Source organism: Blastococcus sp. SYSU DS1021, from assembly GCF_054050995.1.
The window spans coordinates 67,894-88,807 of sequence record NZ_JBJHAL010000022.1; the positions used below are offsets into that span (position 1 = coordinate 67,894).

The 20,914-nt window shown below is 74.0% G+C and carries 19 protein-coding genes; 10 read left to right on the forward strand and 9 right to left on the reverse strand.

Features of this window, described 5'->3' with window-relative positions; translation table 11 throughout:
• Positions 1-159 precede the first annotated feature (159 nt).
• The 7 genes from ACI8AP_RS16040 (at position 160) to ACI8AP_RS16070 (ending at position 8,698) form a co-directional block, all read left to right on the forward strand.
• Entirely contained in the window at positions 160-1,146 is a 987-nt protein-coding gene (locus ACI8AP_RS16040; RefSeq protein WP_456590360.1) for a phosphatase PAP2 family protein, read from the forward strand.
• On the forward strand, positions 1,143-1,901 hold the full coding sequence (locus ACI8AP_RS16045; RefSeq protein WP_456590361.1) for an SIR2 family NAD-dependent protein deacylase: 759 nt from the start codon (positions 1,143-1,145) through the stop codon (positions 1,899-1,901). Before ACI8AP_RS16040 ends, ACI8AP_RS16045 begins: the two co-directional genes overlap by 4 nt.
• Before the next feature lie 161 nt (positions 1,902-2,062).
• Positions 2,063-3,598: an AMP-binding protein gene (locus ACI8AP_RS16050; protein WP_456590362.1), complete on the forward strand. Its 1,536-nt coding sequence runs from the start codon at positions 2,063-2,065 to the stop codon at positions 3,596-3,598.
• A 226-nt stretch (positions 3,599-3,824) separates the two neighbouring features.
• The gene (locus ACI8AP_RS16055) at positions 3,825-5,162 is read left to right on the forward strand and encodes a C40 family peptidase (RefSeq protein WP_456590363.1); all 1,338 of its coding nucleotides are present in this window, start codon (positions 3,825-3,827) and stop codon (positions 5,160-5,162) included.
• Positions 5,163-5,442: 280 nt separating this feature from the next.
• The gene (locus tag ACI8AP_RS16060) at positions 5,443-6,729 is read left to right on the forward strand and encodes an AAA family ATPase (RefSeq protein ID WP_456590364.1); all 1,287 of its coding nucleotides are present in this window, start codon (positions 5,443-5,445) and stop codon (positions 6,727-6,729) included.
• Complete coding sequence (locus ACI8AP_RS16065; RefSeq protein ID WP_456590365.1) at positions 6,726-7,745, forward strand: DUF58 domain-containing protein; 1,020 nt, start codon at positions 6,726-6,728, stop codon at positions 7,743-7,745. The genes ACI8AP_RS16060 and ACI8AP_RS16065 overlap by 4 nt, the downstream gene beginning before the upstream one ends.
• The gene (locus tag ACI8AP_RS16070) at positions 7,742-8,698 is read left to right on the forward strand and encodes a VWA domain-containing protein (protein WP_456590366.1); all 957 of its coding nucleotides are present in this window, start codon (positions 7,742-7,744) and stop codon (positions 8,696-8,698) included. Before ACI8AP_RS16065 ends, ACI8AP_RS16070 begins: the two co-directional genes overlap by 4 nt.
• 49 nt (positions 8,699-8,747) lie before the next feature.
• Here the strand turns inward: ACI8AP_RS16070 and ACI8AP_RS16075 are convergent, their stop codons facing one another.
• From ACI8AP_RS16075 to ACI8AP_RS16090, 4 genes are all read right to left on the reverse strand, one after another.
• Positions 8,748-10,229 carry a glycosyltransferase family 2 protein gene (locus tag ACI8AP_RS16075; protein ID WP_456590367.1) on the reverse strand — a complete coding sequence of 494 codons (1,482 nt, stop codon included), beginning with the start codon at positions 10,227-10,229 and terminating at the stop codon, positions 8,748-8,750.
• Positions 10,226-10,852: a hypothetical protein gene (locus tag ACI8AP_RS16080; protein WP_456590368.1), complete on the reverse strand. Its 627-nt coding sequence runs from the start codon at positions 10,850-10,852 to the stop codon at positions 10,226-10,228. The genes ACI8AP_RS16075 and ACI8AP_RS16080 overlap by 4 nt, the downstream gene beginning before the upstream one ends.
• Before the next feature lie 200 nt (positions 10,853-11,052).
• Positions 11,053-12,024 (reverse strand): quinone oxidoreductase family protein, encoded by a 972-nt coding sequence (locus ACI8AP_RS16085; protein ID WP_456590369.1) that lies wholly within the window; start codon positions 12,022-12,024, stop codon positions 11,053-11,055.
• A gap of 133 nt (positions 12,025-12,157) precedes the next feature.
• Complete coding sequence (locus ACI8AP_RS16090) at positions 12,158-12,589, reverse strand: VOC family protein (protein ID WP_456590370.1); 432 nt, start codon at positions 12,587-12,589, stop codon at positions 12,158-12,160.
• Between the two features lie 101 nt (positions 12,590-12,690).
• On the opposite strand from ACI8AP_RS16090, the gene ACI8AP_RS16095 reads away from it, so the two are divergent.
• Positions 12,691-13,713 (forward strand): helix-turn-helix transcriptional regulator, encoded by a 1,023-nt coding sequence (locus ACI8AP_RS16095; RefSeq protein ID WP_456590371.1) that lies wholly within the window; start codon positions 12,691-12,693, stop codon positions 13,711-13,713.
• Between the two features lie 295 nt (positions 13,714-14,008).
• Positions 14,009-15,412, forward strand: coding sequence for a threonine/serine ThrE exporter family protein (locus tag ACI8AP_RS16100; protein WP_456590372.1), 1,404 nt, complete (start codon positions 14,009-14,011; stop codon positions 15,410-15,412).
• 41 nt (positions 15,413-15,453) lie between these two features.
• Here ACI8AP_RS16100 and ACI8AP_RS16105 read toward each other — a convergent pair whose 3' ends face one another.
• Together ACI8AP_RS16105 and ACI8AP_RS16110 are read right to left on the reverse strand one after the other, a co-directional pair.
• A complete protein-coding gene (locus tag ACI8AP_RS16105; protein WP_456590373.1) occupies positions 15,454-16,755 on the reverse strand; it encodes a cytochrome P450 in 1,302 nt (433 codons plus the stop codon).
• Between the two features lie 41 nt (positions 16,756-16,796).
• Complete coding sequence (locus tag ACI8AP_RS16110; RefSeq protein ID WP_456590374.1) at positions 16,797-17,558, reverse strand: alpha/beta fold hydrolase; 762 nt, start codon at positions 17,556-17,558, stop codon at positions 16,797-16,799.
• A 374-nt stretch (positions 17,559-17,932) separates the two neighbouring features.
• Here ACI8AP_RS16110 and ACI8AP_RS16115 point away from each other — a divergent pair, with 374 nt between their 5' ends.
• Positions 17,933-18,835 (forward strand): NAD(P)-dependent oxidoreductase, encoded by a 903-nt coding sequence (locus tag ACI8AP_RS16115; RefSeq protein WP_456590375.1) that lies wholly within the window; start codon positions 17,933-17,935, stop codon positions 18,833-18,835.
• 63 nt (positions 18,836-18,898) lie between these two features.
• Here ACI8AP_RS16115 and ACI8AP_RS16120 read toward each other — a convergent pair whose 3' ends face one another.
• The 3 genes from ACI8AP_RS16120 to trxA all read right to left on the reverse strand — a co-directional run bounded on the left by ACI8AP_RS16120 (position 18,899) and on the right by trxA (position 20,791).
• On the reverse strand, positions 18,899-19,342 hold the full coding sequence (locus tag ACI8AP_RS16120; protein ID WP_456590376.1) for an Hsp20/alpha crystallin family protein: 444 nt from the start codon (positions 19,340-19,342) through the stop codon (positions 18,899-18,901).
• Positions 19,343-19,458: 116 nt separating this feature from the next.
• Positions 19,459-20,436, reverse strand: a complete 978-nt coding sequence (locus ACI8AP_RS16125) for a M48 family metalloprotease (protein ID WP_456590377.1) — start codon at positions 20,434-20,436, stop codon at positions 19,459-19,461.
• Between the two features lie 10 nt (positions 20,437-20,446).
• On the reverse strand, positions 20,447-20,791 hold the full coding sequence (gene trxA / locus ACI8AP_RS16130) for a thioredoxin (RefSeq protein WP_456590379.1): 345 nt from the start codon (positions 20,789-20,791) through the stop codon (positions 20,447-20,449).
• Positions 20,792-20,914 lie beyond the last annotated feature (123 nt).

A 20,914-nucleotide genomic window follows, 5' to 3' on the forward strand; every position in this document is an offset into this window, starting at 1 on the left:
CACGGTCGGCGAAACACCGGCGGCCGCTGCTGGGGGAACGGGCCGCGACTGCGTCCCTCCCGCCGCTACCGCCGCAGCGGCCCCACCGAACCCGGGCGGACGGCGTGCCGTTCGCGGCCGCCTGCTCCCGGCCGGTCCGCGCGATTAGCGTGCCGCGCCATGACCGCGGTCGACCCAGCAGCACCCGCCCTCGCGGCGGCCCCGACAGCGGTGCCGACGACCGCGGTCGCCGGGGCCTCGGGCCGCGCCCGCCTGGTCGCCGCCGTTCTCTGGGCGGGCCTGCTGCTGGCGTTCGTGCTCACCTGCGCCGTGCGCGGCCTGCCCACCGACCGCGTGGTCCTCCTGGGCTGGGTGCTGGCCGGGCTGGCCGTCACCTCGGTCACCCAGGGCTGGCGCCGCCTGGTGCGGCTGCTGGTGGACTGGCTGCCGCTGGTTGCGGTGCTGCTGGCGTACGACGCGACCCGGGGGCTGGCCGACGGGCTCGGCATGCCGGTGCACGTCCGTGAGGTGGCCGACGCGGACCGGTGGCTGACCGGCGGGGTGCTGCCCACCGTGTGGCTGCAGGAGCACGTGCAGGCCGACTGGTGGAAGGCCCTGGCGACGCTGGTCTACAGCAGCCACTTCGTCCTCACCCCCGTGGTCCTGGCGGTGCTGTGGCTGCGCGACCGCGAGCGCTGGGTGCGCTGCGCCCGCCTGGTCGTGGCGCTGTCCCTCGCCGGGCTCGTGACCTACGTCCTCTACCCGGCCGCCCCGCCCTGGCTGGCCGCCAAGCAGGGGGTGATCGAGCCGGTCGAGCGGATCAGCAGCGCCGGCTGGGCCGTCCTCGGGTTGCCCCGCGCCGGGGTGCTGCTGGACACCGGCCAGGGGCAGGTCAACCTCGTCGCCGCGGTCCCCTCGTTGCACACCGCCTTCGCCGTCCTCATGTGCGTCGTGCTGATGTCCTCGGCCCAGCACGCCTGGCAGCGGGCCGGCCTGGTGGCCTACGCCGTGCTCATGCCGGTGGTCCTGGTGTGGTCCGGGGAGCACTACGTCGTCGACACGCTCCTCGGGGCCGCCTACGCCTGCGCCGTCGTGCTGCTGGCGCCCCCGGCCGGGCGGCTGGTGCGCGCGGGCGCCGGTCGTGCGGCCCTACCGTTGCGGGCGTGACCGACGTCGTCCCCGAACCCCTGCCCGGCTGGCTGACCGCCGCCTCCCGGATCACCGTCCTCACCGGCGCGGGCATCTCCACCGACAGCGGCATCCCCGACTACCGGGGCCCGAACGGCGTCTGGACGCGCGATCCGGACGCGGAGAAGCTGGTGACGCTGTCGTACTACGTGGCCGATCCCGACATCCGGCGCCGGGCCTGGCTGATGCGGCGGGACATGGGCGCGCTCGACGTGCGCCCCAACGCCGGGCACGCCGCGCTGGTCGACCTCGAGCGGCAGGGCCGGTTGCGCACCCTGGTCACCCAGAACGTCGACGGGCTGCACCAGGCGGCGGGCTCGGACCCGGCCCGGGTGGTGGAGATCCACGGCACCGTCCACGAGGTCGAGTGCCTGGGCTGCCGCGAAGGCACGACGATGCAGGAGGCGCTGGACCGGGTGGCCGCGGGGGAGCCCGATCCGCCCTGCCGGTCGTGCGGCGGCATCCTGAAGTCCGCGACGATCAGCTTCGGGCAGCTGCTGGAGCCGGCGGTGGTCGACGCCGCGGTGGCGGCCGCCGGTGACTGCGACGTGTTCCTCGCGGTCGGGACCTCGCTGCAGGTGCACCCGGCGGCGGGGCTGGTCGACGTCGCCGTGCGGCACGGGGCCCGCGTGGTGGTGGTCAACGCGGAGCCCACGCCGTACGACGACGTCGCCGATCTCGTCGTCCGCGAGCCGATCGGGACGGCGATGCCGAGGCTGGTCGCGGCCGGCTGACGGCGTCCTCCCTCACGGTGCACGGTGCGGGAGGACGCTCCACGATCAGGTCGCCCGATCGTCGACGGCGACCGCTCGTCGTCCTCCCTGCCGACCGATAACGTGACGGGGACCACGTTGGACCGGCCGGCCTGCTCCGGCCCTGCACCCCGGGAGCCGGCATGCGCGTGCCCCTCACCAGTCGCGACTTCCTCGACCGCGCCGAGCTGGTCTACGGCGACCGCGTCGGCATCGTCGACGAGCCGGCGCAGCCCGCGCCGTCGCTGGGCGAGGTCTCCTACCGCGAGGTGGCCCGGCGGGGCCGCGCCCTGCAGGCCGGGCTCGACGGGCTGGGCATCGCCGAAGGGGAGCGGGTGGCGATCGTCAGCCACAACGCCGCCCGCCTGCTCGAGGTGCTACTGGCGGTGCCGTCGTCGGGCCGGGTCGCGGTGCCGATCAACTTCCGGCTGCAGCCCGAGGAGGTCGAGTACATCGTCGGGCACTCCGGTGCGCGGGTGCTGCTGGTCGACCCGGAGCTGGAGACGTCGCTCAAGGGGGTGCGCGCCGAGCACCGGTTCGGCACGGGGGAGGAGTACGAGCAGCTGCTGCGCTTCGACCGCGAGCCGCGGCCGTGGTCGGAGCCGGACGAGGACGCGACGGCGACGATCAACTACACCAGCGGCACCACCGCCCGCCCCAAGGGTGTGCAGATGACCCACCGCAACATCTGGGTCAACGCGGTCACCTTCGGCATGCACATGCAGATCAGCGACCGTGACGTCTACATGCACACCCTGCCGATGTTCCACTGCAACGGCTGGGGCCTGCCGTACGCCATGGCCGGGGTCGGCGCCCGCCAGGTGGTGCTGCGGAAGGTCGACGGCGCCGAGATCCTGCGCCGGGTGGAGCAGCACGGTGTGACGATCATGGCCGGGGCCCCGGCGGTCTGGAACGCCGTCCTGGAGGCCGCCGCCGACTGGGACGGCGAGGTGCCCGGGCGCGACCGGGTGCGGATCATCGTCGCCGGGGCGCCGCCGCCGTCGCGGACGATCGCCCGGGTCGAGGCCGAGCTGGGCTGGGAGTTCAACCAGATCTACGGCCTGACCGAGACCGCGCCGCTGCTCACCATCAACCGGCCGCGCGCCGAGTACGACGGGCTGGACCCCGAGGAGCGGGCCAAGCGGCTGTCGCGCGCCGGCGTGCCGTCGATCGGGACCCGGATGGCGGTGAGCGACAGCGGTGAGGTGCTGGCGCGCAGCAACACCGTGCTGGCCGGTTACTGGGAGAACCCCGACGCCTCGGCGGAGGCGCTCGAGGGCGGCTGGTTCCACACCGGGGACGGCGGCAGCATCGACGACGAGGGCTACGTCATCATCTCCGACCGCAAGAAGGACGTGATCATCACCGGTGGGGAGAACGTCTCCTCGATCGAGGTGGAGGACGTCGTCTTCAGCCATCCGGCGGTGGCCGAGGTCGCCGTCATCGGGATCCCCGACGACAAGTGGGGGGAGATGGTGACCGCGATCGTGGTGCTCGCCGAAGGGGAGCAGGCCACCGAGGCCGACATCATCGCCCACTGCAAGGCCCGGCTCGCGGGGTACAAGGCGCCGAAGCGGGTGGAGTTCCGCGACGAGCTGGCCCGCACCGCAACCGGCAAGATCCAGAAGTTCAAGCTGCGCGAGGACTTCTGGGCCGGTGCCGAGCGCCGGGTGAACTGAGCGCAACGCTCGGGCCCGCGCCGCGCGGGCCCGAGCGCGGGGCCGTCGTCACCCGCTCGGGTGTTCTCACCCGTGCGGGTGAGACCTCCTCAACGGTGCTGCGGTGCCGTCCGATGCCTCCACGGGGCGCCCGTCCGGGCGTCCCGCGGACGTCGGGAAGAGGCAGGTCGTGGGCAGCGGGACGCGGATGGGCACGGTGCGGGACGGTGGTACCGGTTCCCCGTGCGTGAGGGGCGGGCGCGGCAACGGCCGGACAGCGCTGCGGGCGGCGGTCGCGCTGCTCGTCGCCGCCGTGGCGATCGGCCTGACCCCGTCGTCGGCCGGCGCCGCGCCGCGGTCGCCCAGCGCCGCCGAGCTGAGCGCGGCGGAGCGGGCGAAGGCCGATGCCGCCACCCGGGTCGGGGAGATCGGCGCCCAGCTGGCGCAGGCGCGGGCCGAGGTCGAGGCCGCCCACCAGGGGGCGCTGATCGCGCTGCAGGACTACGAGGACAAGCAGGCGGCGTACGACGCGGCCAGGAACACCGCCGACGCCGCGGCCGCCGCGGCGGCCCGGGCAGCCGCCGACCTGCAGCAGGGACGCGACGACGTCGCCTCCTTCGCGCGGGCCAGTTACATGCAGGGCTCCACCTCTCCGGGCATCACCGCGCTGCTCAGCTCGAGCGGTCCGGCCGAGCTCATCGAGCGTTCGGCGCTGCTGGAAGCCGCGGGCGCCAACCGCACGGAGGTCGTCGCCGAGCTGACGGTCCTGGAGGTGCAGGCGGCGGGCGCCCGCGAGGTCGCCGACGAGACCGCGGCGCAGGCCGCGGCAGTCCAGCAGCAGGCGGCCGACCTGCTGGCGAGCGCGCAGTCCCAGGAGGTGTCGGCCCGCCGCCAGGCCGACGCGCTGGACGCCCAGGAGGACCAGCTCCAGGCGGAGCTCCAGCAGGCGCAGCAGATCCTCTACGGCCTGGAGGGGGCCCGGGCCGCAGCGCAGGCCGCCTCCGCGAGGCAGGCCGCCGCGCAGGATGCCGCCGCTCGCGCTCCCGCGCCGCGGCCCACCCACGCCCCGCCGGTGACCACCCCCGCCCCGCCGGTGGCCACCCCCGCGCCGTCCGGCCCGTCGCCCGTTCGCTCCCCGGGCGGCTCGGCCGGTGCCCCGTCGGCGTCGGCGGCCGCGGTGGCCATCGCCGCGGCGCGCTCCCAGCTCGGTGTGCCCTACTCGTGGGGTGGCGGCGGGAGCAACGGCCCGAGCAACGGGATCGCGCCGGACACCGCGATCTTCGGCTTCGACTGCTCCGGCCTCACCCAGTACGCCTACGCCCGGGCCGGCATCGCCATCGGCGGGACCAGCCGGGACCAGTGGTGGCTCAACCGCACCAAGCAGGTGGCGCTCGCCGATCTGCAGCCCGGTGACCTGCTCTTCTGGGGCGGGGACCGGAGCGACTACATGTCGATCACCCACGTGGCGATCTACATCGGCGGCGGGCAGGTGATCGAGGCGCCGGACCGCGGGAAGCACGTGACCATCGCGGCAGCACGCACCTCGAGCAGCACGTACTTCGGCGCGGTGCGACCGAGCGCCTGAGCCGCCGCCGGCGGGGACCGGGCACGAGGCAGAGAAAGGCGTCGGGCAGCCACGGGGGGAGCTGCCCGACGCACGGTCAGGCTAGCAGTCCGCGCGGTCGCCGGGCAGGGAGTTGCGCGCCCCGCCTGCGGCGGTGCGACAGCGGCCCGTGGGCGGCTGTCGGCGTTCCGGCGGCCCGCCCCGCCGGTGTAGGACACTGGGCGGGGGCCGGGACGACACCGCGCCCCGTCGACGGCCTGCCCGAGTCGGGTGGTCGCGGCCCGGCCGACCAGGGAGCCACGTGTCCAGCGCTGCCAGCACACCGACCGAGAGCCTGCCCACCTCCCCGCAGGCGCCGGTGCCGCCGTCGGTCGACGCCGCCCGCCTGGAGCGGGTGCTGTTCGAGATCAAGCGCGTCATCGTCGGGCAGGACCGGCTGGTGGAGCGGATGCTGGTCGCGCTGCTGGCGCGGGGGCACGTGCTGCTCGAGGGCGTGCCCGGCGTCGCCAAGACCCTCGCCGTCGAGACGCTGGCGACCGTCGTGGGCGGCACCTTCTCCCGCCTGCAGTTCACCCCCGACCTGGTGCCGGCCGACATCATCGGCACGCGCATCTACAAGGCCGGCCAGGACACGTTCGACACCGAGCTCGGCCCGGTGTTCGCCAACTTCCTGCTCACCGACGAGATCAACCGGGCGCCGGCGAAGGTGCAGTCGGCGCTGCTGGAGGTCATGGCCGAGCGGCAGGTCTCCATCGGCGGTGTCACCCACCCGCTGCCCGACCCGTTCCTGGTGCTGGCGACCCAGAACCCGATCGAGTCCGAGGGCGTCTACCCGCTGCCCGAGGCGCAGCGCGACCGGTTCCTCATGAAGGTGCTGGTGGACTACCCCAGCACCGAGGAGGAGCGCGAGATCATCTACCGGATGGGCTCCCGGCCCCCGGTGCCGGAGACGGTGCTCGGCCCCGACGAGCTGCGCCGGCTGCAGCGCACGGCCTCCGAGGTGTTCGTGCACCACGCCCTCGTCGACTACGTCGTCCGCCTGGTGGTGGCGACCCGGGCGCCGCGGGAGCACGGCATGGACGACGTCGCCACGTGGGTGTCCTACGGCGCGAGCCCGCGCGCCTCGCTCGGGCTCATCGCGGCCAGCCGGGCCCTGGCGCTGGTGCGCGGCCGGGACTACGTGCTCCCGCAGGACGTCCTCGACGTCACCGCCGACGTCCTCCGCCACCGCCTGGTGCTGTCCTACGACGCGCTGGCCGACGGCGTGCCGGCCGACCACATCGTCAAGCGGATCGTGCAGACGGTCCCGCTGCCGCAGGTGGCGCCCCGGCAGGGCGCCTCGGGTGGCGGACCGGGTGCGCCGGGCGGGCCGTCGGTGCCGCCGGGCCCGGGCGGGCCGTTCTTCGGGCCACCGCAGGGCATGCCGCAGGGGGCGCCGTGGGGTCAGCACGGCCCGCAGGCGCCGGGCGGGCCGCAGTACGGCCCGGGGCCCCAGGGGCCCGGGCAGCAGCCGCACGGTGATCACGGCGGTGCGGCCGCGCCGCAGCACGGCGGCAACGGCGCCACGCCCGGGTCGCAGCGGACGTGATCGGCCGCCGTCGCCGGGAGGAGCCGTCGTCGGTCGCGCCCGAGCACCCGGGGCTGCTGCTGCACCCGGCGGCGCCCGGCTCGGGAAGCGGGGACGACGGGGCGCCGCCGCGCTTCACCGACGGGCCGGCCGACGTGCTGCTGCGCCGGCTGGAGCTCACCGTGCGCCGCCGGCTCGACGGCCTGCTGCAGGGCGACCACCTGGGGCTGGTCCCCGGTTCGGGCAGCGAGGCCGGTGACTCCCGGACCTACCACCCCGGCGACGACGTGCGCCGCATGGACTGGCCGGTGACCGCCCGCACCCAGGTGGCGCACGTCCGGGAGACGATCGCCGACCGCGAGCTGGAGACCTGGGCGGTGGTCGACCTCTCGGCCAGCCTGGACTTCGGCACCGCGAACTGCCAGAAGCGCGACCTCGCGATCGCCGGGCTGGCCGCGGTCGGGCACCTCACGGTGCACGGCGGCAACCGGCTGGGCGCGGTCGTCACCACGGGGGAGCGGGTGGACCGGTACCCGGCGATGCCGGGCCGGCTGGCTGCCGAGCGGCTGCTCCGCTCGGTGGTGGCCACGCCGCGGGCGGGCAGCGGCCGCCGCGGTGACCTGGCCGTGGCGCTGGAGACGCTGCGCCGCCCGCCGCGCCGGCGGGGCCTGGTCGTGGTGATCTCCGACTTCCTGGGCGACAGCGACTGGGAGCGCCCGCTGCGGGCGCTGGGCACCCGGCACGACCTGCTGGCCGTGGAGGTCCTCGACCCGCGCGAGCTGGAGCTGCCCGACGTGGGGCTGCTCACCGTCGTGGACCCCGAGACCGGTCAGACCCTCGAGGTGCCGACCGGCGACGCCGAGTTCCGCGCCCGGTACGCCGAGGGCGCCGCCGCCCAGCGGGCCGGCGTGGCCGCGGCGCTGCGCCGGGCCGGGGCCGGCCACCTGCAACTGCGGACCGACCGTGACTGGCTCATGGACGTCGTCCGCTTCGTCGCCGACCGCCGGCGTGCCGGCAGCGGAGGGGCCTCCCGATGACCTTCCAGTCACCGTGGTGGCTGCTGGCCCTGCTCGTGGTCGCCGCGCTGGTGGCGGTCTACGTGGTGCTGCAGCTGCGGCGCAAGGCGTACGCGGCCCGTTTCACCAACGTCTCGCTGCTGAGTTCGCTGGTCCCGAAGCGGCCCGGCTGGAAGCGGCACCTGGCGTTCGGGCTGGTCGCCCTGGGCCTGGCGACCCTCGTCGTCTCCCTCGCGGTGCCGAGCACCGAGGTGCAGGTGCCACGGGAGCGGGCGACCGTGATCATGGCCGTCGACGTCTCCCTGTCCATGGAGGCGGAGGACGTCGAGCCGACGCGGTTCCGGGCGATGCAGCGGGCCGCCACCGAGTTCGTCGACGTGCTGCCCGAGCGGATCAACCTGGGTCTGGTGACCTTCGCCGGCACCGCGACGACGGTGGTGCCGCCCACCACCGATCGGGGGCAGGTGGCCATCGCCATCGAGAACCTGGAGCTCGCCGAGGCCACGGCCATCGGCGAGGCGATCTTCACCTCGCTGGCGGCGATCCAGAACTTCCAGGCGTCCCTGGAGACCAGCGGCGAGGAACCCCCACCGGCGCGCATCGTGCTGCTGTCCGACGGCACCACCACCGTCGGCCGCGACGACTCGCAGGCCATCGAGGCGGCCCGCGCCGCGGGGGTGCCCGTCTCCACGATCGCCTTCGGCACCGACTACGGCACCCTCGACATCGACGGCGAGCGGGTGCCGGTGCCGGTGGACCGGGCGGCGCTGGAGCGGATCGCCGACGAGACGGGCGGCAGCTTCAGCGAGGCCGCCAGCGTCGAGGAGCTGGAGGAGGTCTACAGCGACCTGGGCAGCCAGATCGGCTACACCACCGAGCCCAAGGACATCAGCCCCTGGTTCGTGCGGGCCGGCGTGCTGGTCGTGCTGCTCGGCGCCGTCCTCAGCCTGTTCTGGACCAACCGCCTGGTGTGAGCGGAGGCCCCGTCCCGACGCGTTGCCCGCGCGGGGACGGGGCGCTCCCTCAGACCGAGAAGCCCCGCTGGCGGCGGACCAGCTTCTTCAGCATGAACAGCGTCTGCAGGACCGTCACCAGGTAGAGGACGGGCCAGCCGATCGAGAGGATCGCCGACTGGACGGCGATGGTCTGCTGGCTCCAGGCGAAGATCAGGACGGCGAACGTGGCCGCCGCGCACAGCGCCGGCATCACGTAGGCGGATCCGCGGCCGCGCTCGGCGGCGGCCTGGGCGGCCCAGTTGTCCTTCTCCACGCGGGCGAAGAACTGCACCCACGCGCTCATGAAGTGGCCCATGCGGATCCACATGTACAGCTCGGCGGGGGCGAACAGCAGCGCGTAGAAGATGTCCGAGGCGCTCTTGTCGTGCATGGAAGCGGCGATCCGCAGGTTCAGCAAGGTTGCGACGATCGGCGGGATCAGCCACACCGGGTTGAACACGAACGCGTCGATCGACAGCGCCGCCGCGAGCAGCAGCAGGAACGACATGCGGGTGCCGATGTTGAACACCATCGAGACGTTCTCGTACCAGCGCAGCCGCAGGTTCGGGTGCAGCGGCTGCCCCTTGGTGTCGCCCCGCTGACCGGGCCACAGCAGGTCGATGCCACCGAAGTTCCACTTCACCTGCTGGCCGTGCAGCGCCCGCAGCGTGGTCATCGGCCCGACGAACGCCCGGGCGTGCGCGCTGATCTTGGTGCTGAAGCCGGCGTCCTTGATCTGCAGCGACAGCTTGGAGTCCTCGACCTCCGAGTCGCGCACCCAGGGTGCGGCCTGGTGGTTGCGGTACATGACCGTCTCGAGGGCGCGGACGCTGAAGAGGCTGCACTGCCCGCCGAGGACGGCCATGTTCCGGCCGCGGACCAGGTTGTCCATGTTGAAGCCGGCGAACTGGGCGCGCTGGCCGGCGACCAGGAAGCGCGCCATCGCGCCCTTCACCCGGGACTTGTCGAAGGTGTAGATCGCCGACAGCCCACCGATGCGCGGGTCGGTGACCATCTCCTTCTCCAGCCACTCCACGCACCGGCGGTCCAGTGTGGTGTCGCCGTCGACGCCGAGGATGTAGTCGTGGCCGCGGCTGACGTAGTAGCCGTAGTTGAGGGCGCCGACCTTCTTGTCGGGGTTCTCGCCGATGTCGTGCACGTGCACGACGGTGTGGAAGGCCTCGCCCTTCACCACCCTCAGGTGCTCGCCGGCGTACTCCCGGGCGATCTCGGGGGTGTCGTCGTCGGTGTTGTTGATGATGACGTGGATGGCGTCCGGCGGCCGGGTCTGCGACAGCAGCGAGGTGAGGACGTCGGAGATCGTCGCCTCTTCGTTGTAGGCCGGGATGATGCAGCTGATGGTGGCGTGCCGGCGCTCGTGGTGGGCCTGGCCGCCGCCGAACTCGTCGGGCACGAGCGAGCTGACGTCGACGATCTCCTGACCGCTGCGGGCCAGCAGGTGGACGCGGTCGGTGGCACGGCGCATGCCGTGCAGGACCACCTCGGTCACAGCGAGTCCTCCTCGAGTAGCGGGAGCTCGAGCTGGTCGAGCACGGTCTGGCGGAAGTAACGCCCGGAGTCGGGCGTGGTCTCGACCAGCAGGTCGAACTGGACGGAGAGGGTCACGGTCGTCGCCGTGGCCGAGACGTCGGGCAGCGTGAAGGCGGTGGCGTAGGTGAACGGCGGTGTCAGGGCGAACTCGCCGCGGTCCTCGGCGGCCACGGTGCGCTGGATGCCGTCGTCGGTGGTCGCCGCGAAGCGGGTGACCAGCACGGTCACCGTGGTGCTGCCGCCCTCGACGTGCGCGGCCAGCTGCACGGTCTTCGCATCCGAGGCGGTCCAGGACGCCGCGTCCTGCTCGGTCCAGTAGTCGATGACGACTGTCCGGTCGCCGGCGGCGACGGTGTGCGTCACCGAGCCGGTGTCCAGGTCGCCGGCGGGGCGCACGTGCTCCTGCGGCTCGGCGGCCTCGGTGCCGTCGTCCACCGCGGGCGTCGCCACCGCGGCGGCGTCCCCTCCGGAGAGGCCCGGGCTCATCGAGACGTCGGGGAAGGTGCACCCCGTCGTCCCGGCCAGCAGCGCGATGGTCACGCCGGTCGCGGCGGCGCCGGACCGGAGCGTGCGTCGTCCCATGGTTTCCCCCCGTGGTCAGTCGGATGACCGCGCGGAGGGTCGATCGGTGGCGCTCGTCCCCCCGGCTGCGTCCGTCACGGACAGTAGGGAGCGAAACCGGGAGGAGAGCCGCTCGTGCCCGAAAGGACGAACGGCGTCCGCCCTCCGGGTGATGCTGGGTCACCCTCCCGGTGGAAACGCCGGGAGGGTGACCGGCCGGTTCAGCGGGAGGGGTCGAGGACGAGCTTGCCGGTGGTGCGGCGGGCGAGCAGGTCCTGGTGCGCCTCGCGGACGGCGGACAGCGGGTAGCGCCCGCCGACGACCGGCTTCAGCGAACCGTCGGCCGTCATGGCCAGCAGGTCGTTCATCGCGGCGTCGAGCATCTGCGGGCGCGCCATGCAGTGGGCCAGCCAGAAGCCGATGACCGCGCGGCTCTTCTGCATCAGCGCGCCGGGGGGCACCACGGGCGTCTCCTGCCGGGCGGCCATGCCGTAGGTGACCAGCCGGCCGAACGGCGCCAGGGCCGACAGCGAGCCGGTGAACACGTTGCCGCCGGTCATCTCGACCACGATGTCGACCGGCCTGCCGCCGTTGGCCTCGCGCAGCGCGCCGGTGAACTGCTTGGGGTCGTCGTCGGCGAGGGCCGGGTCGACGGTGGCGTGCGCGCCGAGCTCCTCGGCGAGCTGCCGCTTCTCCGCGCTGGAGGCGGTAGCGATCACCCGGCCGGCGCCCCACCGGCGGGCGAGCTGGACGGCGAGCGAGCCGACGCCGCCGGCGCCGGCGATGACGACGACGGACTCGCCCTCGGCCAGGTGCGCGCTGGTGCGCAGCAGGTGCCAGGCGGTCGTCCCCTGGAGGACCAGCGAGAGGGCCTGCTCGTCGCTGACGGCGTCGGGCACGGGCCAGGTGAGGACGTCGTTCGCCACGGCCTTCTCGGCGTAACCGCCGCCGTCGAGCAGCCCGACCACCCGCTGCCCGCCCCCGACCGGGGTGCCGACGAACTCCGCGCCCGGCACCAACGGCAGCTGCTGGGCAGCCAGGTAGGAGTTCTCGATCTGGTGGGTGTCGGCGAAGTTCACGCCGGCGGCGGAGACGTCGTAGAGCTTCTGCCCGGGACCGGCCTCCGGCTCGGGGACGTCGACGACGTTCAGGACCTCGGGGCCACCGAATTCGGTGATCTGCACAGCGCGCATGGTCGGAGGCTAGAGCAGCCACCACTCGGGAGAACGCGGCGACCGGGTCGGCCTTCTGCGCCCGATCCGGGGCAGGCTGTGCAGCGGGATGCCGGGGGAGGAGGCCGACGGCCCCCTGCCCCCGGCGTGGCGATCAGGCCTCGTAGGGCGGGAGGACGTCGAGGACCCAGGTCACGCCGAAGCGGTCGGTGACCATCCCGTACAGCGGTGCGTAGCCGACGGGGGCGAGCTCCGCGCGGACGGTCCCACCCTCGGTGAGCGCCTTCCAGTACCCGGTGATCTCCTCGGTGTCGGTGCCGCGCACCGAGACGTAGACGGCGTCGGTGCCGGGGTCGTACGCCCGCGCGGGCGGCACGTCGAAGGCCATGATCGCGAAGCCGTTGGGGGCCTGGACGCCGCCCCACTTGACCTGCTCGGCCACCGCGCCGTCGGCGCCGTCCCGCTCGTCGCCGCCCTGGGCGAAGGTGAAGGCCATGACCTCACCGCCGAACACCGACGCGTAGAAGTCCAGTGCCTCGCGGGCCTGGCCGCGGAAGTTGAGGTGCGTGGTCGTGGTGATGCTCATGTCGGCTCCTCGGTGTCCCGCCACCCCCTTGGTGGCGACGAGAGGAGCGTGGCAGCGGTAGCGGACAGGTTCAGTCCTCTACTGTGGCCAACGTGACGGGCATGCCCGAGAGGAACGGCACCTCGTCCAGGTTGCTGACCCTGCTGTCACTGCTGCAGGCCCGCCGCGACTGGCCCGGCGCCACCCTGGCCGAGCGGCTCGGGGTCCAGCCCCGCACCGTGCGCCGCGACATCGACCGGCTGCGCGAACTCGGTTATCCCGTGCAGGCGTTCAAGGGCCCGGACGGTGGCTACCGCCTCGACGCCGGCACCGACCTGCCGCCGCTGCTGTTCGATGACGACCAGGCCGTGGCCCTCGCCGTCGCCCTGCAACTGGCCATCACCAGTGGCGCGGGTGTCAGCGAGGCCGCCGCCCGTGCGCTGACCACCGTCCGCCAGGTGATGCCGGCGCGGTTGCGGCACCGGATCGACGCCGTCCAGGTCACCCCTGTCGCCCGCGGCGCGACCGCCGAGGTGGACCCGGCAGTGCTGGTGGCGCTGACGGCAGCGATCCGCGCCCGCGAGATCGTGCGGTTCGACTACGCCGCTGCGCGTGGGAGTGCGGGCGGGGTAAGCGAGGAGGTCGTCCCGCCCCGGAGAGCCGAACCGCACCACCTGGTCACCCGGAACGGCCGCTGGTATCTCGTCGCCTTCGACCTCGACCGAGCCGACTGGCGGACCTACCGCTGCGACCGGATCACCCCCCGCACCCCGACCGGCCCACGCTTCACCCCACGTGTGCTGCCTGGGGGCGACCTCGCCGCCTTCGTGAACGGGACCTTCCAGGGCAGCGCCGGCGGTGTGGACACCTGGCCGTGCACCGGCACCGTCGAACTGGGTCTCCCTGCCGCCCGGGTGGCACCGTTCGCCCACGACGGCCTCGTCGAGTCACTGGGCCCCGACCGCTGCCGGCTCACGCTCGGTGCCTGGTCCTGGGTCGGCATCGCCGCTGCCGTCGCCCGCTACGACACCGACGTCCTCGCTGTCAGCCCGCCGGCCCTCGCCGAGGCCTTCCGCACGCTGTCCGCCCGGTTCGCCAGGGTCGCCCCGGCCGGCACCAAGCCGGACGAACCGGACCTGTCCTGACCGTCGACTCGGCTGGGGGACGTCGTCGACGAAGAGGACCTCGGGACCGCCGAAGCGGGTGATCTGCACGCCTCGCATGCAGGTGAGGCCAGGGCGTGCGCTGATCGCCGACGCGAACCCGTGTCGAGGGCGAGGCGAGACACCCGGAGCGCCTCCCACCCGCACGGTGCGCAGGGTCAGGCGTGGGAGCTCCGGACCGGTGTGCGTCGATGCCCTGCCGCCTGTGCGGATGGTCACGAGCCGTCCCGTCGTCGCCGGCCGCGTTCCCCCGTCACCACTCCGTAGCCTGGGCGTCGTGCCCCCCACGAGCCGGGACCGCAGGTGGCGGATCGCCCGCCTGCCGGACCAGGCGCGGAAGGCGATCGCCGGCTCCGGCCCGCCGACGGCGCCCTTCGCACTGCGCGCCCAGCCCAGCCGGGTCGACGCGGGCACCGCGCGCTCGGCGCTCGGTCTGGCCCTCCGCATCGGCGAGTCGATGATGGCGGTCGGGGCGTCGGCGGCTGACGTGACCGCCACGGTGCTCCGTGTGGCGGCGGCCTACGGACTGACCGATTGCCAGGTCGACGTCACCTTCACGTCGCTCACGATCAGCTACGACCCGGACGACGTGCCCCCGCTCGTGCTGATGCGCATCGTGCGCCCCCGTGGACTGGACTACACCCGGCTGCAGGGGATCACCGACCTGGTGTCAGCGATCCAGGCGGAGGGTCTGGACCTGAAGGACGCGCACCGTCGGTTGGACGACGTCCTGTCTGCGCCGCACCCCTACCGTCGGCCCATCCACGCACTCGGCTGGTCGGGGGTGGCGGGCTGCGTCGCCTTCCAGCTCGGCGGTGGCTGGCTCGTGGCGCTCGTCGCGGCGGTCACCACGGCCGTCATCGAGCAGACGCTCCGCGCACTCGATCGGCGTGGGCTCCCGATGTTCTTCCAGCAGGTGGCCGGAGCTGCGGTGGCCACCGGGGCGGCCGTCCTCCTCCTCGCGTGGGAGGTCGAGGTCCGCACCTCGTTGGTCGTCGCCGCCGGGATCGTGGTGCTCCTGGCAGGCCTCTCGTTCGTGGGCGCGGCCGAGGACGCGATCAGCGGCTTCCCGGTCACCGCCGCGGCGCGGGCCTTCGAGGTGCTGATGCTGACGACCGGCATCGTCGTCGGTATCGCCGCAGTCCTCGATCTGGCGCGGCGGGCGGAGTTCCCGCTGCGCGTGCTCGAACCGTCGACGTCCACCGTGCCGTTCGCCGTGGCGGTGGCCGCCGCAGCCGGGATGGCCGGGTTCTGGGCGGTGGCGTCGCACGCCCGCCCGCTCGCCGTCGGAGTGGCCACGGTGGCCGGCGCGCTGACGTGGACCACGGCGTCCACGGCTGCCGTGTTCGGTGCCGGCCCAGCAGTCGCGAGTGCTGCGGCGGCCGTGGTCGTCGGCTTCTGCGGTGGGGCGTTGACCGATCGGCTGCGGATCCCGCCCCTGCTCCTCGCGGTCTGCGGCATCGTCCCGTTGCTGCCCGGGCTCGCGATCTACCGGGGCCTCTTCGCGGTCGTCGTGGAGGCCGACGTCTCGGGCGGGATGAACGCGCTCGTGGGGGCCGCGGCGATCGGGTTGGCCCTCGCCGCCGGCGTCGTGCTCGGCAGGTTCTTCGGCCGGCCGCTGGGCGGCAGCCAGGACCGCTTCGACCGACGGGTCCGGCGCCGGGGGACCAGCGGGTCCTGAGGTCGGACGCGCGGCTCGCCCAGGCCGAGGCCATCGCCTCCTCAGGCGGCCACCCAGCGGACCGGGAGCCGCTTGACCCCGCGCTGGAAGCTGGACCGCAGCAGCGCGGGCGGTCCGGCCGGCTCCAGCACCGCGGTGCGGCGCAGCAGCTCACCGAAGAGCGCCCGCATCTGCGCCCGCGCCAGCTGCCCGCCGAGGCAGAAGTGCGGCCCGTGCCCGAAGGAAAGGTGCGGGTTGGGCGCGCGGCGGACGTCGAACCGGTCGGGATCCGGGAAGACCGCCTCGTCCCGGTTCGCCGAGGTGAACGAGACCACGACCTTGTCCCCGGCTCGGATGCGGGTGCCGGCGAGCTCGACGTCCCGCGTGGCGGTGCGGCGGAAGACCATCACCGGCGTCCACCAGCGCAGCATCTCGTCGACCGCGCCGGGGAGCAGCGAGGGGTCCGCCCGGACGGCGGCCAGCTGGTCCGGGTGCTGCAGCAGCGCGATCAGGCCCCCCGGCAGACCGTTGCGCAGGGTTTCGTTGCCGGCGACCGCGAACAGCCAGAACATGTTCTCGAACTCCGCGTCGGTCAGCCGGCCGCCGTCCTCCTCGACCTGCGCCAGCAGGATCGACATGACGTCGGCACCGGGCGTCTCCCGCTTCTGCTCGGCGAGCAGGCGCGCGTACGCGTACAGGTCGGGCATGCCCGCCCGGGTCCGCGGATCGGGCATGGTCCCGTCGTCAGCGGGCGCCGGGCGCAGGGCCAGCGCCTCGCGGGCCATGGCGGTGCCTCCACTGCCGTCGAAGGCCGCCGACGTGGCGTAGTCGGCGTCCTGCCAGCCGATGACCCGGTTGGACCAGTCGAACATCAACCAGCGGTCCTCGGCCGGTACACCCAGCACCTCGGCGAGGACGAGCAACGGCAGATCGGCCGCGACGTCCTTGGCGAAGTCGCAGGTGCCCTCGCCGGCGCCGGAGATCATGTCGTCGACCAGCCGCGCCGCCGTCGCCTCGATCGCGTCGGTCAGCGCCGCCACGGCCCGTGGGGTGAACGAGCGGGTCAGCAGCCGCCGCAGCCGCGTGTGGTCGGGCGGGTCCATGTTGAGCATCATCTGCCGGACCCACGCGAGGTCACGGGCCTCGCTGACCTGCGTGGCGCCGAGCCAGGAGGAGTAGGTCGCCGGGTCGCGCAGCACGCGTTCGACGTCGCCGTGCCGCAGGACCAGCCAGAACCCGGTGCCGGCCGGCTGGCCGTGCAGAGCGGGCTCGTCCACCCAGGCGACGGGCGCCTCGGCCCGCAGCCGACGCAGCAGCTCGAACGGCGGGCCGGTCTCGTAGGTGACCGGGTCGACCAGAGCCACCGTCTCCGCTGACCCGGCCGAGGGGCTCCACGCGGGGGAGCTCACGGGAGCCCGTCGAGGAACCGCTCGGCGCAGGTGAACAGCGCGACCGGCGTCTCGAACATGGCGTAGTGCCCCGCGTTGGGCAGCACCTCGAGGGCCGCGTTCGGGTACTGCTCGAGGAACGTCTGCTGCATGACGGGCGCGCCCAGGGCCGGGTCGTGCTCGCCGACCACGACCAGCACCGGGACGGGGTTGCCGCGCACCTCGGTGGAGAAGTCGGTGCGCGCCCACGCCTCGAGGTAGCCGCCGAAGGCCGCGACGTCGGACTGGTCGAGCGAGTGCTGCACCATCCGGTCGACCCAGGTGGGGGAGAGCCGGTTGCCGGTGGTCAGGTCGATGATCGCGTACCGGCTGCCGCGATCCTCGGCGGCGCTGCTGAACAGCTGCCAGCCCTGGTCGTCGAACGGCACCCCGGTGGAGGGGACCGGGCTGATGCCGAGGAGGCCCTGCACGCGGTCCGGCGCGTCGGCCAGCACACGCTGCATCGCGGTGCCGCCCATCGAATGCCCCATCACGACGAACTCCGACCAGCCCAGCTCATCGGCCGCGGCCAGGGCGTCGGCGGCGATCTCGGCGAGCGTGAAGGAACCGGTTTGCCCCCTGCGGGCGCCGTAGCCCCGGTAGTCGAGGAGGGCGACGGAGTACCGGTCGCCGTCGAACAGCTCGGCGAACGGCCCCCACCCGGCGGCGGACCCGAACCAGCCGTGCAGAGCGAGGACGTGCCGAGGACCGGTGCCGACGACGACGGGTCGGGGTGCCATGGCCGGCAGTCTGGCGAGCCGCCGGTGAGCAGGCAAGGGACCGCGGCACGCTGAGGCGCCCACATGTCCACCGGGCCTCCGGACGCGCCCGACGTCCGGAGACACCTGGCCGGGAAGCGGCTGCTCCTGGCAGCCCTCCAGCCCTTCGTGGCCGACCTGGCCCTTGTCCGCGCCGGCACACCTCGGTGATCCTCGGCACGGGAGGTCAGGGTGACGGCGAGCAGGCGGAGCGGGACGCCATCTCGCCGGCGGCGCGGCCGGGGACGTGGAGCACCGGGCCCGGTTCGTTGTCTCCGACGCCTTCCGTGACCAGGGCTGGGTCGCCGCCGGGCAGGCGGCGGTGCGGCGCCGGTCGACGACGCAGGGGAGGACGTGTGGACGTCGGATTCATCGGTCTGGGTGTCATGGGTCAGCCGATGGCGCTGAACCTCGCCCGGGCGGGCACGCCGCTGGTCGTCTGGAACCGTTCCCCCGACCGGACGGAGCCGCTGCGTGCTGCCGGTGCCACGGTCGCGGCGGACCCGGCGGAGGTCTTCCGGCGAGCACGGATCGTGATCCTCATGCTGGCGAACGCGGCCGCCGTCGACGACGTCCTCGGCCGCGGTGCGGGGCACTTCGCCACGACTGTCGGTGGACGCGTGGTCGTCGCCATGGGGACGACGTCGCCCGAGTACTCCGCCGCTCTCGGCGCGGACGTCCGCGCGGCGGGCGGGGAGTACGTCGAGGCGCCGGTCTCCGGATCCCGCCTCCCCGCGGAGGCGGGGCAGCTGGTCGGCATGCTGGCGGGCGACGCCGGCGTCGTCGCGGGCGTGCGGCCACTGCTGGAGCCGATGTGCCGCCGCACGTTCGTCTGCGGGGACGTCCCGAACGCGCTGCTCATGAAGCTGGCGGTCAACCTCTTCCTGATCACGCAGGTCACGGGGCTCGCCGAGGCGTTCCACTTCGCCGACGTGCACGGCCTCGACAGCCACCAGCTCCGTGAGGTGCTCGACGCCGGGCCCATGGCCAGCGAGGTGTCGAGGGTGAAGGCGGCCAAGCTCGTCGAGAGGGACTTCGCCGTCCAGGCGGCGCTCACCGATGTCCTGATGAACAACGAGCTGGTGGCCGGCGCGGCTCGGCGCATCAGGGCCGCCGTGCCGCTGCTCGACGTCTGCCATGCCCTCTACGGGGAGGCGGAAGGGCTGGGGCACGGGGCGGCGGACATGGCCGCCGTCGTCCACGCCCTCGAGGCGAGGACCGCCGCGATGACACAGCGGACGCAGCAGCAGGCGACGTGACCGGCACCGGCGCGCCGGTCTCCGTCGCCCGTCCTGCGTCGGCGGCCCGGGGCCGGCTGCGGATCAGCGCGTGATCTCGATGCGGCGACGGCGGGTCCGCGCGGACTTCGGCACCCGGATGGTCAGGACGCCGTCCCGCAGCGAGGCCTCGACGTGTTCGTCGTCCACCTCCGCCGGCAGCGACACTGCGTAGTGGAACTTGCCCACCTTGCGCGTGCGCCGGTGCAGGATGCCGGTGCGCTTCTTCTCCCGGATCTCCCCGGAGACGGTCAGGACCCGGTCGTCGAGCTGGACGTCGACGTCGTCACGGGCGAGGCCCGGCACCTCCAGCTCGACGACGTAGGCTTCGTCGGTCTCCTCGAGGTCGGCGGACGGGACCCAGCGGTCCAGGGCGCGGAGAGGGTCGGCGTCCCACACCCTGGCCAGGCGGTCGTGCAGCTCGAACAGCTCCCGGAAGGGATCCCACCGATCCGCAGCCGACTCCCGATTCAGCACTGGCAACGTCATCTGTCGTCCTCCTCTCGGGCTGGTCGATCACTACGTACGGGTGGACCTGTAGCGGTCGCTGTAGATTCCGCCGCCTGTCCGGTCGGGATCTCTGCGACGTGCGGCCGCCGGGTGCGTCACCACCCGGTCAGCCGGGCGATCCGCTCGGCCGTCGGCGGGTGCGTCATGAACAGCGCCGACAACGATCGGCCAGGGGAGCCCGACAGCGGGTTGACGACGTACTTGGGCGCCTGGGCCGGCTGCACCTCCATGGGCAGGCGCTGCGCCACCCGCTCGATCTTCGCCAGCGCCGTCGCCAGGGATCGTCCGTCACGGCACAGCCAGGCGCCCGTGCGGTCGGCCTCGTACTCCCGGCTGCGGGACAGGGCCAGCTGGAGCAGGAGCGCGGCGAGCGGAGCGACCAGGAAGGCGACGAGGGCGGCCAGTGGGCCGGGTGCCTCGTCCTCCTCCGAGCTGCCCGCGAACGGCAACCACCCGGCGAGCTGGGCGACGAAGCTGATACCGGTCGCCAGCGCCGCGGCCACCGAGGTGAGCAGTGTGTCCCGGTTCCGGACGTGGGCCAGCTCGTGGGCGAGCACGGCCCGCAGCTCCGCGGGTGTGAGCAGGTCGAGCAGCCCCTGCGTCACGGCGACCGCCGCATGCGCCGGATCGCGTCCGGTGGCGAAGGCGTTCGGCTGCCGATCCGGCGTCACGTACAGGCGGGGCATCGGCAGCCCCGCCTCGGCGGAGAGCTCTCCCACGATCCGGTGCAGCATCGGTGCGCTCGCGGGCCCGACGGGGACCGCGCCCGCGGAACGCAGCGCCACGCGGTCGGAGAACCAGTAGGACCCGGCGACCGTGGCCACGCCGAGGACCAGGCCGATCACCGCGCCGGTCCGGCCGAAGAGCGACCCGAGCAGCACCAGCAGCCCGGCCATGCCCGAGAGCAGGACCGCCGTCCTGACCCCGTTCCAGGCCCGCCGCCGCGGTGCGTGGGGCGCGCGATGCCGCGGGGCCCGGGCAGCCGGCGCGAGGCGGTACTCGGCAGGCCGACGTCGACGCAGGTCATCCGGCATCCCGGCCGGGCGCAGCGGCGTCGGCATCATGGTCGTCATTGGTCCTCCTTCAGCGATCCTGTTGGGTCGAGTCCAGCTGCTGGTCGACCCAGCGCTGGATGGTGGTCGCGGGCTGGGCGCCCACCAGCCGTGACCGCTCCTGGCCGTCGGTGAAGAGCGCCAGCGTCGGGATGCCGCGCACCCCGAGACGGGAGCTCGCGCCGGGCGCGGTGTCGGCGTTGACCTTCGTGACCTTGAGCCGCCCCGCCCGGTCCCGCGCGAGCTGCTCCACGACCGGGGTGACGGCGCGGCAGGGCCCGCACCACGGCGCCCAGACGTCCACCAGGACGGGCAGCGGGCTCTCCGTCACGACGGCGTCGAAGTCGGCGTCGCCCGCCTCGACCAGCCAGGGCAGGTCGGCGGGGGGGGGGGGGGGGGGGGGGGGGGGGGGGGGGGGGGGGGGGGGGGGGGGGGGGGGGGGGGGGGGGGGGGGGGGGGGGGGGGGGGGGGGGGGGGGGGGGGGGGGGGGGTGGTGACC